Source organism: Ectobacillus panaciterrae DSM 19096 (genome assembly GCF_000430785.1).
GTDB lineage: Bacteria > Bacillota > Bacilli > Bacillales > Bacillaceae_G > Ectobacillus > Ectobacillus panaciterrae.
Map to the genome: position 1 here is coordinate 35,501 of NZ_AUMR01000028.1, position 12,942 is coordinate 48,442.

General features: G+C 39.6%; 13 protein-coding genes. 5 read left to right on the top strand and 8 right to left on the bottom strand.

All coding sequences use genetic code 11. The features are described 5' to 3' along the window. The first annotated feature begins 8 nt into the window (after nucleotides 1–8). The 5 genes from H540_RS0107835 (at nucleotide 9) to H540_RS35495 (ending at nucleotide 5,771) form a co-directional block, all read left to right on the top strand. Nucleotides 9–989: a sensor histidine kinase gene (locus H540_RS0107835; RefSeq protein ID WP_028400161.1), complete on the top strand. Its 981-nt coding sequence runs from the start codon at nucleotides 9–11 to the stop codon at nucleotides 987–989. 360 nt (nucleotides 990–1,349) lie between these two features. Beyond that, nucleotides 1,350–3,638, top strand: coding sequence for an ATP-dependent DNA helicase (locus tag H540_RS0107840; RefSeq protein WP_028400162.1), 2,289 nt, complete (start codon nucleotides 1,350–1,352; stop codon nucleotides 3,636–3,638). A 164-nt stretch (nucleotides 3,639–3,802) separates the two neighbouring features. Continuing rightward, complete coding sequence (msrA, locus tag H540_RS0107845) at nucleotides 3,803–4,768, top strand: peptide-methionine (S)-S-oxide reductase MsrA (protein WP_034670562.1); 966 nt, start codon at nucleotides 3,803–3,805, stop codon at nucleotides 4,766–4,768. A 17-nt stretch (nucleotides 4,769–4,785) separates the two neighbouring features. Next, a complete protein-coding gene (locus H540_RS0107850) occupies nucleotides 4,786–5,487 on the top strand; it encodes a pseudouridine synthase (protein WP_028400164.1) in 702 nt (233 codons plus the stop codon). Nucleotides 5,488–5,540: 53 nt separating this feature from the next. Beyond that, complete coding sequence (locus H540_RS35495; RefSeq protein WP_028400165.1) at nucleotides 5,541–5,771, top strand: hypothetical protein; 231 nt, start codon at nucleotides 5,541–5,543, stop codon at nucleotides 5,769–5,771. 115 nt (nucleotides 5,772–5,886) lie between these two features. Here H540_RS35495 and H540_RS0107860 read toward each other — a convergent pair whose 3' ends face one another. The 8 genes from H540_RS0107860 to H540_RS0107895 all read right to left on the bottom strand — a co-directional run bounded on the left by H540_RS0107860 (nucleotide 5,887) and on the right by H540_RS0107895 (nucleotide 12,892). Further along, a complete protein-coding gene (locus H540_RS0107860) occupies nucleotides 5,887–7,245 on the bottom strand; it encodes a D-serine ammonia-lyase (RefSeq protein WP_028400166.1) in 1,359 nt (452 codons plus the stop codon). 424 nt (nucleotides 7,246–7,669) lie between these two features. Continuing rightward, nucleotides 7,670–7,990 carry a DMT family transporter gene (locus H540_RS0107865; protein ID WP_028400167.1) on the bottom strand — a complete coding sequence of 107 codons (321 nt, stop codon included), beginning with the start codon at nucleotides 7,988–7,990 and terminating at the stop codon, nucleotides 7,670–7,672. Nucleotides 7,991–8,016: 26 nt separating this feature from the next. After that, nucleotides 8,017–8,361 (bottom strand): DMT family transporter, encoded by a 345-nt coding sequence (locus tag H540_RS0107870; RefSeq protein WP_028400168.1) that lies wholly within the window; start codon nucleotides 8,359–8,361, stop codon nucleotides 8,017–8,019. Between the two features lie 90 nt (nucleotides 8,362–8,451). Further along, nucleotides 8,452–9,324 (bottom strand): Cof-type HAD-IIB family hydrolase, encoded by an 873-nt coding sequence (locus H540_RS0107875; RefSeq protein WP_028400169.1) that lies wholly within the window; start codon nucleotides 9,322–9,324, stop codon nucleotides 8,452–8,454. A gap of 25 nt (nucleotides 9,325–9,349) precedes the next feature. Then, on the bottom strand, nucleotides 9,350–10,132 hold the full coding sequence (locus H540_RS0107880) for a DeoR/GlpR family DNA-binding transcription regulator (protein ID WP_028400170.1): 783 nt from the start codon (nucleotides 10,130–10,132) through the stop codon (nucleotides 9,350–9,352). 23 nt (nucleotides 10,133–10,155) lie between these two features. After that, nucleotides 10,156–11,169, bottom strand: coding sequence for an ABC transporter ATP-binding protein (locus H540_RS0107885; protein ID WP_028400171.1), 1,014 nt, complete (start codon nucleotides 11,167–11,169; stop codon nucleotides 10,156–10,158). Beyond that, the gene (locus tag H540_RS29215) at nucleotides 11,169–12,041 is read right to left on the bottom strand and encodes an ABC transporter permease (RefSeq protein WP_081415059.1); all 873 of its coding nucleotides are present in this window, start codon (nucleotides 12,039–12,041) and stop codon (nucleotides 11,169–11,171) included. The genes H540_RS0107885 and H540_RS29215 overlap by 1 nt, the downstream gene beginning before the upstream one ends. Next, nucleotides 12,038–12,892, bottom strand: coding sequence for an ABC transporter permease (locus H540_RS0107895; RefSeq protein WP_034670564.1), 855 nt, complete (start codon nucleotides 12,890–12,892; stop codon nucleotides 12,038–12,040). Before H540_RS0107895 ends, H540_RS29215 begins: the two co-directional genes overlap by 4 nt. Between the last annotated feature and the right edge of the window lie 50 nt (nucleotides 12,893–12,942).

The window sequence follows — 12,942 nt, forward strand, 5'->3', positions numbered from 1 at the left end:
GACGAAATGTGAACTCAAGATTACAAGCAATCCTCATATTCATTGTGTATATATTGGCCGGTGCAGGAAGTTTTGTTGGGGATGCTGATTTAACACGGACAGGCATTGGAATAGCAGGGGTTGTCTGCGCCATTTTCTATTTTATGAAATTCGGTCGAGAACTTGTTTTTCTGCTCCGGCATGTGCCTGAACATGCTGGTTTTATTGTCGTACAAGGTTTGTTAGCCAGCTTAATCCCGCTGACTTCTTCTGCTGCAGCAGCGATTTGTTGGAGCGGTTTATTTGTCATGGAGTTTCTCAGGTACACGCAAGCAAAACAGCAGCTCCAAATGCAAGAGACGATTCAAAAGGTCAACGATAAGCAGCAGGAGCAGAATGAATCCTTTCGGCGTATTCGTTCTGAACGTCATGACTTTTTAAAGCACGTAAATGTCATCCAGTATTTACTCAATGAGAAGAAATTTGAAGAAGCAAATGATTATTTCAGTGAGCTGCTTCAGGAATATGAAGAGACAAATGCTTCTATAAAAGGCGAGGAAGGTCATATAGCTGCAATTCTTGTGCGATATAAAAGAGACGCAGAGATGCATGATGTGCAAGCTGATTATGATTTGCGTATACCTCTTTCTTATTTGCCAATGAAAATGATTGACCAAGCAAAGCTTATAAGCAATTTGTTGGCAAACAGTGTAGAGGCTGCAAGTGCATATCGACAACATGGGAGGAAATCAGCGATACAAGTACGGACAAGCAGCTGCGGAGGAATTTTTGTATTAGAAATTATAAATCATACCCTTCCTATCCCTAAAGAAACAGCAGACCATATTTTTCGGCGTTTTGCTATGAGCTCTAAAGGAGCGGGGCATGAAGGAATGGGAACATACATTATCGCAAAGCTCGTCGGTCAATATAACGGAATTTTATCTTATAAGTACGAACATGATATATTTTCTGTTAAAATTAAAATTCCTATCGTAAAGGACGCATAGCTTCTGCTTCAGGCAGGAGCTTTTTTATTAAGCAAATATATGATATGGGGATAAATTTACCTTTCTTAGTTTTAACGATTTTCCGAAAGAAGTCTCCCTCATTTTGGGTCGCTTTCAGTCCTATATTCGCTCTTTGACAAGTATGTTTTAGGATTGCGCCAGGCAGAGCAGCTGGCAGTCATGGGAGAGATGGCAGCTGTTTTTTTGCTATTTACTATTCTATGCTACAGAAAGAGAGGCAAGATTTGCGGACAGTACCGACTGTATACAGATTGCACATAATGGGTGAAGCGGTATGACAGTATTTCATCGCCCGTAACGTGGTATAGTAGAAGGAACAAAGTATGAGCGGGTGATGATATGTCAGGTACAGTGAGAATTTCAGTGCGCTCTCTCGTGGAATATGTGTTTCGCAGCGGCAGCATCGACACGGGGTTCCGGACAAGCACGACGCTTATAGAAGGAACGAAGGCGCATCAAAAAATACAGAAAACATATAAAGAGTTAGACCAAAAAGAGGTATACGTGCAAGCAGAACTTTCTTATGAAGACGTCGAATTTATCGTAGATGGAAGATGTGACGGTTTGCTTTTTTCTGATGACATGATAATAGTGGATGAAATTAAATCGACGTCAAAGGACTTGTCGCAAATTACAGAGGAAACGCATCCGGTTCACTGGGCACAGGCGAAATTTTATGCATACATGTATGCGAAGGAACATGGTCTGAATGAGATGACAGTGCAATTGACATATGTACATGTGGACACGGAGGAACAGAAACGGTTCCGGCAAATCGTATCCTTTACGGAGCTTGAGAGCTTTGTTTTTGATGTCGTGAAACGGTATGCGCCCTACGCTTCCATGCAGCTGCGCCACCGCGAAAAAAGAAATGCAAGCATCAAGGAGCTTCCGTTTCCGTTTCAAACATATCGCGAAGGACAACGCAAGCTTGCGGGTGCTGTATACAAAACGATAGCGGATGAGAAAAGCTTATTTGCGAAGGCTCCTACTGGAATCGGGAAAACTATTTCCACTACCTTTCCGTCTGCCAAAGCGATGGGAGAGGGATTCTTGGATCGCATGTTTTATTTAACGGCCAAAACGATTACGAGAACGGCAGCCGAAGAGGCATTTTCTCTAATGGAGAAAAAAGGCCTATGCATGCATACGGTTACCATTACGGCGAAGGATAAGGTTTGTTTTAAAGAGGAAACGAGATGTCAAAAGGAATACTGTGAATTTGCGAACGGATATTATGACCGGATTAACGATGCGATTCTTGATATTTTAGAAAATGAAACGATTTTAAGCCGCAGCGTAATCGAGAAATATGCTTTAGAGCACAAGGTTTGTCCTTTTGAGTTTTCAGTGGACTTGGCATACGCAGCGGATACGGTCATTTGCGATTACAACTACATTTTCGACCCGCGTGTTTCATTCAAACGTTTGTTTGAAGAGCAGAAGAAGCAAACAGTATTACTGGTTGATGAAGCGCACAATCTGGTGGACAGGGCGAGAGAGATGTTTTCTGCAGAAGTGCATAAATCCGTTTACTTGCAACTGAAGCGGAATTTTAAAGGGATTAACGCAAAAGTGCATGACGTGGCTCATGCCATCAATCAGTACTTCATTGCTTTGCGAAAACAATCTGATGAAAAGCAGATTGTGCGGAAGGAACTAGATGAAGAGCTTGTGAGGCTGTTGGAAGAATTCATTATCGCTGCGGAGATGGAGCTTGCGGCAGGAAACGGCGGAGAGGAACAATCGCTCTTGCTCGATGCGTACTTTTCTGTGCAATCTTTCGTGCGAATCGCCAGCTTATATGATGAGCGATATGTTACTTATACAGAGTTTGAAAAAAGTGAAGTACGTATGAAGCTGTTTTGTCTGGACCCGTCCCATCTGTTACGGCAAATGGGGAAAAACTATCGTTCTAAAATTTATTTTTCCGCTACTTTAACGCCGCTGTCCTATTACCAGGATATGCTGGGGGCGCAGGAGGAGGATTTTATAATTTCCATTCCTTCTCCGTTTCATCAAGAGCAGCTTCAAGTATTCGTCCAGCCAGTATCAACGAAATACCATGACAGAGAGAGAACGAAGCCTAATATTGCAGCCGCACTGCATCAACTCATAGAACATCGTCCGGGTAACTATCTTGTCTTTTTTCCGTCCTATCAATATTTGAGAGATGTATATGAATCGTTTATGGAACGAGAGACGGAAGTAAAAACCATTGTGCAGGATACAGGCATGTCTGAAGAAGAAAGAGAACACTTCTTAGCTGCGTTTCAAGCTGAAAACGAAGAAACGCTCGTCGGCTTTGCAGTATTAGGGGGCATTTTCTCAGAAGGCATCGATTTAAAAGGAGATCGTTTGAACGGCGTTGCCGTGGTAGGCGTCGGGCTGCCGCAGCTCGGGCTGGAGCGCAATATTATTAAAGATTATTTCAATGCAGCCGGAAAAAACGGATATGATTATGCCTACGTATTTCCAGGCATGAACAAGGTGCTGCAGGCAGGCGGCAGGCTTATCCGCTCCGAAAATGATACTGGTACGATTTTATTAATTGATGATCGTTTTTTACAGAGGAAATATCAGAGCTTGCTGCCGGATGAGTGGATGGGGTTTACGGTGATTCGGTAAAGGTGAGGTTCGGATAATAAGTGTCTCGATTTAGATAATAGGTAATCTAAATCGGATAATAAACAGCGTTATGACAGGTTTTATTCTTCTTAATGTTCAAAATTTGGAACTCACATCGGAAATGATATAATACGTAGTAACTTCTACAAAATGAGGTGAAGAGGATGAGCGGAACAGAACAAAACAAAGAACTTGCGACGTTTGCAGGCGGATGCTTTTGGTGTATGGTGAAGCCTTTTGATGAGATAGACGGGATTTACGGTATTGTTTCAGGCTATACGGGAGGACATATAGAAAATCCAACCTATAAGGAAGTGTGCTCAGAAACAACAGGGCACTATGAAGCGGTGCAAATTACATTTGATCCGAGCCGCATTTCCTATGATGAGCTGTTGGAAATGTATTGGCGTCAAATCGACCCGACTGATCCAGGCGGACAATTTCATGACCGCGGTCAGTCTTATGAAACAGTGATCTTCTATCATACGGAAGAACAGCGTCAAAAAGCAGAAGCATCCAAGAAAGCACTGGGAGAGAGCGGTCGTTTTAAAAAGCCGATTGCGACAAAGATTCTTCCGGCAAAACCGTTTTATCCGGCAGAAGAATATCATCAGGATTATTATAAGAAAAACCCCTTCCGCTATGAGCTGTACCGCAAGGGCTCCGGACGAGATGCATTCATTAAGGAGCATTGGCCCAAGAACAACGTGCACTTAAAGGAAAAACTGACAGATATGCAGTTTTATGTGACACAGGAAAACGGCACAGAGCCGCCTTTTCAAAATGAGTACTGGAACAATGAAAAGGAAGGTCTTTACGTAGATATCGTTTCGGGTGAGCCGTTATTCAGCTCATTGGATAAATTCGACAGCGGCTGCGGCTGGCCGAGCTTCACAAAGCCGATTATGTCTGCAAGCGTGAAAGAAAACATTGATTTAAGCCACCGCATGACACGTACGGAGGTGCGAAGCAGGGAAGCGGATTCGCATTTAGGACACGTATTTGAAGATGGGCCGCGTGATAAAGGCGGCCTGCGCTACTGTATTAACTCCGCGGCACTGCGTTTCATTCCGAAAGAGGATTTGGAGCGCGAGGGCTACGAGGATTTTCTTATTTTATTTCGGAAGTAGGCCTTGGAGGTCATTTATTGAGAATTCAAAAGCATATCAGCCTGACAGGCACTTACCCAAGAAGAGAGATTGAGCGGCTTATTAAAAACAATCGCGTTACCATCAACGGGGATCATGCACATAAAAACAGCATAGTGGAACCTGGGGACACGATTCTTATTGATGGAAAGCCGCTTGAAAAACATGAAACGGACCCTGTCTACATTGCCTTGCATAAACCGGTCGGCATTACATGTACGGCGCAAAAAAGCATAGAGGGCAACATCATCGATTTCATGAATTATCCAGAGCGGATTTTCCCCGTGGGCAGGCTGGATAAAGCCTCGGAAGGCTTGATTCTCCTTACGAACAACGGGGACATCGTCAACAAGATTTTACGGGGCGAACATAATCATGAAAAGGAATATATCGTAACCGTTGATAAACCTTTTACGGACGATTTCGTGAATAAGATGTCTGCAGGTGTTGCGATACTGGATACCGTGACGAAGCCTTGTAAGGTGTCCCGCGTCAGCGAAACTGTCTTCCGGATTATTCTTACGCAAGGCTTGAACCGCCAAATCCGGAGAATGTGCAGAGCCTTAGGGTATACGGTGGTGCGGCTGCAGCGCGTTCGGATTATGAATGTAGAGCTGGCTGGTTTGGGAGTTGGGGAATGGCGGCATCTTACGAATGAGGAATTGACGGAATTGATGGGATTGCTTAATGAAGATAAATAAAAGTAAAAAATGCTTTTCTTAGTGCTCTCCTTTTAACAGGAGGGTATTTTTTATTGAATCAGGAAAGTATAAAATTCCGCAGCAATGCTGTTAATCATGTTTCTTCTTCGGATAATAAATATCGTAATTTGGATAATAAATGCGCCATTTTGGATAGTAAATGCACTATTTTGGATAGTAAACTGCCGAAATCGGATAATAAACGGCTTGATGATAGGGGGAATGCCCTCAAAATGACGGGGAAACCAATCAGTTATATACTCATAATCGCTATACCCATCTAAAAAGAACTGAGCACGGGCGGTTTTCCCGTGCTCAGTTCTTTTTATCAAAAATTGGGCGAGAATACCCCCACTTCAAGCGTGTGAATGGTGTAGTGTAACGGTAAGTGGGGGAGGTTCATGATAATTCTAATCCCTTTTTGTAATATTCGTTCATTGTTTCTTTAGGGACCATACTGCCGCCAGTGGCCCACATGACGTGTGTAGCATGTTTCATTTTGTCTGCTAAGTGATGTTTCTTTAAATATTCCTGTCCTTCTTTCTCCTTAATGAGCTGAATGGGGCCAAATACACTTGCCAATGCGGAGGGCTCCAGGTGAATATTCTCTGTATCAATCAATGCACTTAATAGCTTATATAACTCATCATCACTCACAGTATAACATCCGCTTAATAAAGGCTCGATGGTTTGGCCGACAAATCCGGATGGTCTTCCAACCGCAAGGCCGTCTGCTGCTGTGATGTTATCAATACCAAAATCTTGTACAGAAACTTTATCATGCAATCCCGTGGCTAGACCAAGTAACATACACGGCGAATGGGTAGGTTCTGCAAAGAAACAATGTACATGATCTTGATATAGTAATTTTAAACCGAAAGCAACGCCCCCGGGGCCGCCGCCTACTCCGCATGGAAGGTAAACAAAGAGCGGGTGATTTTCATCTACAGTTATATTCATATCCTCTAATTGTTTTGTTAACCGAGAAGCTGCCACTGCATAGCCCAAAAATAAATCGCTGGAATTTTCATCATCAATGAAGTAACAATTTGGTTCGCTATTCGCATGCTTTCTACCTTCTTCTACGGCCTTACTGTAATCTTCCTTGTATTCAACAACCGTTACTCCTTTGCTTTTAAGAAGATCTTTTTTCCATTTCTTTGCATCGGCTGACATATGGACCGTTACGTTAAAGCCCATTTTTGCACTCATAATTCCAATGCTAAGTCCTAAGTTGCCTGTTGAACCTACTGCAATCGAATATTGTGAGAAGAAGTTTCTAAATTTCTCACTATCTATAATTGAATAATCATCTTGCAGTGTTAACAGCTGTTGTTGAAGAGCTAAATCTTCTGCATGTTTAAGAACCTCATAAATACCGCCTCTTGCTTTAATAGAACCTGAAATCGGAAGATGACTGTCACATTTTAATAAAAATTCACCTGGCAATTCTAGTTCATGTATTTGTTCTAAATGTTGGCGCATAGAAGGGATTTTAACGATAGGAGATTCAATAATCCCATTTAGCTTGCTTGTTTCAGGAAAGACTTTAGCGATGTACGGGGCAAAACGTTTTAATCTTTCTTCCGCAGCTTTTACATCTTTTTCATTAAGTGGAGTTTTTTTAATTCCTGTTTGAAACAATTCATATTTAGGGTTTGACCAAAATACTTCCTTTGTTGAAATTAATTCATTTATTAAAGGATATTCTTTTTTCCAATCTTGTACAGTTTTGCCTTCGATCTGAATAGTTCTCATCTTTTTTCCCCTTTTTATAGCACGGTTATATGGGTTCATCCATGCTAAGTTGAAAATTAAATTTTATTACGTAACCTTTGCAGCCGGAGTTAGGCGGGCAAACCTTGATATAACTAGGTAGTCCTGCTATGGTTGAGCTTGGATAAATTTTTTGAATTTCGTGTTTGTCCTTTTCAAAGTATCTTCAAGAAATATGAGAGGTGAACTGGCAAAGTAAGAAAGTATAAAATTGCGCCTCAATGCCTCCAAATCTGTCCTTCTTTTAAAATCCATGATGCTTGCAGTATACGGCACATAAAAGAACAAATCGCTTATTTAGTAAAAAACATAGGCTAGGGCGCCTAAAAGGGTTTGACCGATACTATACTCGGCAGGCACACGATGCCCACATAAAAAGGATTGGGCGGTTTTTGCCCAGTTTTTCTCACTGTCCCGAAGTTATTTTAACACCAACAGTTCCTATAATAATACAAATAATTAAAAATATTCTCTTTATATCTTTAGGTTCATTAAAGAAAGTCATTCCTACTAAAACACTTCCGACAGAGCCAATGCCAGTCCATATCGCGTAAGCGGGCCCGATTGGAAGAACAGTTAATGATAGAGAAAGAAAATAAAAGCTTAAACTCCCAAACACAAGACAGGCTACGGAGGGCAAAAAATGTTTAAACCCTTCAGCCAGTTTAAGGCTTATGACACTGCCAATCTCAGCAAATCCAGCAATAAGAAGAAAAAACCAAGACATTTAATAATCACCTAACCTTGTACAAATCATTTAACTTCTTTTGGTGCTTGACCATTTGGGGGAATGATTTTTAGGCCGATTATTCCAAAGATCATTAAAATAACAAAAAACACTTTTAGTAAATTAATTGTCTCTCCCCAAAAGGTCACGCCAATAGCTACAGTTCCTACAGTACCCAAACCCGTAAAAACTGCATACCCTGTTCCCACTGGAATTGAACGTAAAGCTTTTGACAGTAAAAAAAAGCTGAAAATTATAATTCCCACAGTTAGCATACTAGGTATTAATTCCGTAAACCCGTTTGAATATTTAAGACCTATCACCCAGACGATTTCTAAAAGACCTGCTATCATAATATAAATCCATGCCATTTTAAGGTTCTCTCCTTCGCCAGTGGCAACATTGCTATTCCCTTGCGTATAAAGCTAACAGCCTCAAAAATAACCTGCCATTATAGCAGGTTATTTTTGAATTACGAGATTCTCAAGGTATTGGTAAATTGCATGAGCCACACCATTCTCATCATTTTTGAGAGTTGTTGCTGTACAAACATTTTTTATCTCATCTTTCGCATTTCCCATGGCTACACTGTATCCGACTTTCTGGAGCATGGATAAATCATTGTTGCTGTCTCCGATTGCCATAGCTTGATCTAAGGAGCAATTCGTCAAGGAAACCAATTTTTCAAGGGCAATTCCTTTTGAAGCGTTTTTACTAGTAATTTCAATGTTATGATCAGCAGATGAAACAACCAGCAACTCATCAAATTCTTTGAATTGTGCCCATCCTTCTTCTAATTTCTTTTTATCGAAAGAACATGCTAAAATATTATAAAAGTCTTCCTCTTGTTTTAGGATATCATGATAGTTTTCAACCAAAACATACCCAAACTGATCAAATTGCCTCTCCGCCATTTCAACTAATTCTTTCATATCTGCGTCTAAATCTGCGCTGCTCATACTTTTAATCTCATTATAGAAATCTTCTCTTCCCTTTTTAAGAGTATAAATTGCTTTTTCTGTAAACACTTCATAGTAATAATTCCGTTCGTCTAACCATCGAAGAATAGACAGGACATGGTTCTTATCTATAGCAGCAGCAGAAATACGCTTTTCATCTTTTGAATGAATGGTTGCTCCGTTTGTACCGATTACAAATGTAGAAAGACCGGCCTTTTCACAAATTTTTCGAACATCAAAATAAGCTCGGCCTGTCGAAATGACTACTTCAAAGCCTCTTTCTTGGGCGTATTGAATAGCCTTTATATTTTCTTCACTAATTTCATTTCGATGGTTTAATAGTGTTCCATCTAAATCTATTGCAATTAAACTCATGTTGCATGTCTCCTTTTATAGATTACTATGCTTCGATCCAATCGATTTCGTTCAATTTGGAATGATCCTTCCATGCTTCTGGAAATGGTTGGTCGCAGACAATCACATCGACTTTTTCTAAGGAACAAACTTTACAAAATGTATCGACACCGAATTTTGAATGATCCGTTAATAGAATAATTTGTTTTGATACATCGACCATGGTACGGGAAACCAATGTTTCATTTAAATGGTAGTTGCTCACGCCGTTTTGAATAGAAACACCGCCCGCTGAAATGAACGCCTTATCGATGTTGAATTGATTCAACATTTGCTCGGTTAGGCGACCGCTTACAGATTGTTGTTTCGGGTCAATTTGTCCTCCCAGCAATAAAATCTCTCCTGTAAATTTATTTTGATTGAGAGATTCCGTTAATACAGATGAGACAGGTATAGAGTTTGTTAAAATTGTGATATTCTTTCTGTTTTGGATGAAATGAGCGAACTCAACAGTGGTCGTACCTACATCGATAACAATCACATCCCCGTCTGAAATGAGCTCTGCTGCTTTTTTACCAATTTTAATTTTCGCTTCTTGATTCACTGCAGTACGCTGTGTAAATGGAGGTTCTCCAGATTGAAAGGTTGTTTTAATTGCTCCGCCATAAACTTTTTTCAAAAGCCCATTTTCCTCCAGCAGCGTCAAATCGCGACGAATGGTTTCTTCTGAAACATTAAATTGTTTAGCCAAGTCAATGACTTTTACCTTTCCGTTTCTTTTAAGTTCATTTAAAATTTCATTCTTTCTTTCTTCTGGTAAAATCGACATTTTATCACCTTATTATTTATAGTTTATAAAGCAATGCATTCTTTCTTCGGTATAAGGATATGAACGCGTGTGCCTTGTTCCAACATTTCCCCTTGATGGTGAAGAGAATCCACGTGAAAAATAGAATCATCTGTTTCAACTTCGTATCTTAAAACATTACCCGTCATTGAAATATCTTTAATACAACCTTTGACTGTCCAATTATCTTGTAAAGGCAAGATATCGTGGCCGACAGGTATCAATTGTAAAACCTCAGGACGAATGGCTACTTCATATCCTTTCAATTCTGTACTGCGAATAAGCTTATGAAAAACATCCATATGAAGAACATTATAATTTCCAATAAATTTTGCAACAAACGTATTGACTGGAGAAACATAAATTTCTGACGGAGATCCGGATTGTACAATGTTTCCTTCATTCATGATAAAGATTTTATCAGACAGGGTCATAGCTTCTTCCTGATCATGGGTAACGAAAATAGTTGTAATCTCCAATTCCCTCTGTATTCTCTTTAATTCTTTTTGTAAATTTTTCCTGATTTTTGCATCCAATGCACTTAACGGCTCATCCAAAAGCAACACTTTCGGTTCCATCACAAGTGCTCGTGCAAGAGCGACCCTCTGCTGTTGCCCGCCAGATAATTGATGAGGATAAGACCCTTCTTTTCCGGTTAAATCGACCATATCAATCATGTTTTGAACTCTTGATTTAATATTTTTTTCTTTTTTCATTTTAAGTCCGTATGCGATGTTATCGAAAACAGTCATATTTGGGAAAAGGGCATAAGACTGAAACACCATACCGACTTCACGCTGACGCGGTGATAAGTGAGTAATGTTTTTTTGATCTACCAAGATACTTCCTATATCAACTTCTTCAAGCCCTGCAATGGAACGTAATAATGTACTTTTCCCGCATCCGCTTTGCCCAAGAAGTGTAGCAAATTCCCCTTTTTGCAATGTTAAAGAAATATTATTTAAAACCACCTGATTTTCATATCTCTTAGTCACCTGGTCAATGGTTACATAGCTCATTAATTTTCACCTTCCAAAACAGTAATTTTTTTAGGAGATTGCTTCTTGAAAATCGAAAAAATTCGTTTTTTATTTAACAGAATAGGACTTTTTTGGTTTCTAAACGTGATTTTTAAAACTGCCCATGTTAAAAATAAAATCACTGAATAATACGTAATAACAATTGCACTTGTTAAGTGACCGCTAGTATTTAGTTTGTTGGAAAGATAAATTTGAAGGGTTTCAAACTGACCGCCAACGAGCAACTTAGCAAAAGAAAACTCACTAAACAAAAGGGCAACTGATAATAGGGTGGACACTAGGATACCGGATAAGATATTTGGAAACACTACTGTTCGAAAAGCTTGGAATTTTGACGCACCCAATAACTCAGCTGCATCAACAAGTTCTACTGCATTAATTGTCCGCAGACTGTTCCGGATACCTTGATACATAAATGGTAAAATAGTAACAAAATACGCACCAATCAAAATCCAAGGCGTTCCAGAAATTTGAATCGGCCCATTCGAATATAACTTGATTAACCCGACAGCCCCAACAATTGGAGGGATTCCATAAGGAAGCATGGCCGCTGCTTGGAGCATCCCTTCCCATTTACTAAAATATACGGTTATGATAAAAATTGTCGGAAGCATAATGAGAATACTAAGTCCCACAGACATAACAATCAGAAACAGTGTGCGTTGAAAGGCAGCAAAAAACCTTTCATCTTGAAATAATTCAATGTACCACTTCATTGTAAAAGACTCAGGTAAAATAGTATGATCCCACTTACCAGCAATAGAAAATAAAAATGTTCCCATAAGCGGAATTAATAAATAGATGATTAGTAATCCAACAGCTATTTTATGGAAATGTAATGAAGATTTCATCGTAAATCCCTCCTAATGCGGCGCATCATTCGTTGATTAAACCACATCGCTACGATCATAGTCGAAGCTAGAAGAACACCTAACGCACTACCCAGCTGTGGCTTTAATGTAACGTCACTGGCAACCAGAGCCGCAATTTGCAATGACAATAAATTATAGTTGCTACCAACTAATGCATATGCTGTAGCATAAGCACCCATGGCATTTGCAAACAAAATACTGAATATACCTGCAATACTAGGCAGCAGAATCGGCAGGCCAATATGAAGCCAAAATTGCAGTTTTGAAGCTCCTAATAACGCTGCGGCTTCTTTCCATTGTTTTTTTATACCCTGGTAAGCAGGGTAAAGAAGCATAACAGCGAGCGGAATTTGAAAGTAAACGTAAACAAGAATTAATCCAGTCCAAGAATATAAATTAAACTTTGCAAACACATCCCATCCAAGCTTGGCAAAAAGCAAAGTAAATAACCCATTGTTTCCGAGTAAAATAATGTATGAAAAAGAAAGAGGAATTCCTTCAAAATTAGAAGTCATATTGGCAATCATAAGTAAGCGATTTTGTACTTGTTTTGAGAATTTCGTAAATGAATAGGCGATAACAACGGCTACCATAATAGAAGTTATTGCAGAAAATAATGAAATAAGGACGCTATTATGAATTGCTTGTAAGTAAAATTTGCTTTTAAATATGGTTAAATATTGATTAATTGTAATATTAATTCCATCGTCTGCATAAAAGCTGTTTTTAATCATGGAAGCTAACGGCCCAATTTCAAAGCCAATAACAAGAATGATAAACGGCAGTAAAAGAGCTAATAAATACAATTTTTGTTTTTTAATTTTTTGCAAGATTTTTCGCTCCTCTATATGTGCTAACAATTTTTGGAATCTATCTGGCT

Excerpts from the sequence above, each read along its gene's own strand:
- H540_RS0107870 (WP_028400168.1), bottom strand. The coding sequence starts at position 8,361 with ATGGCATGGATTTATATTATGATAGCAGGTCTTTTAGAAATCGTCTGG.
- H540_RS29215 (WP_081415059.1), bottom strand. The coding sequence starts at position 12,041 with ATGAAATCTTCATTACATTTCCATAAAATAGCTGTTGGATTACTAATC.
- H540_RS0107875 (WP_028400169.1), bottom strand. The coding sequence starts at position 9,324 with ATGAGTTTAATTGCAATAGATTTAGATGGAACACTATTAAACCATCGA.
- H540_RS0107860 (WP_028400166.1), bottom strand. The coding sequence starts at position 7,245 with ATGAGAACTATTCAGATCGAAGGCAAAACTGTACAAGATTGGAAAAAA.
- H540_RS0107885 (WP_028400171.1), bottom strand. The coding sequence starts at position 11,169 with ATGAGCTATGTAACCATTGACCAGGTGACTAAGAGATATGAAAATCAG.
- H540_RS0107840 (WP_028400162.1), top strand. The coding sequence starts at position 1,350 with ATGTCAGGTACAGTGAGAATTTCAGTGCGCTCTCTCGTGGAATATGTG.
- H540_RS0107865 (WP_028400167.1), bottom strand. The coding sequence starts at position 7,990 with ATGTCTTGGTTTTTTCTTCTTATTGCTGGATTTGCTGAGATTGGCAGT.
- H540_RS0107880 (WP_028400170.1), bottom strand. The coding sequence starts at position 10,132 with ATGTCGATTTTACCAGAAGAAAGAAAGAATGAAATTTTAAATGAACTT.
- msrA (WP_034670562.1), top strand. The coding sequence starts at position 3,803 with ATGAGCGGAACAGAACAAAACAAAGAACTTGCGACGTTTGCAGGCGGA.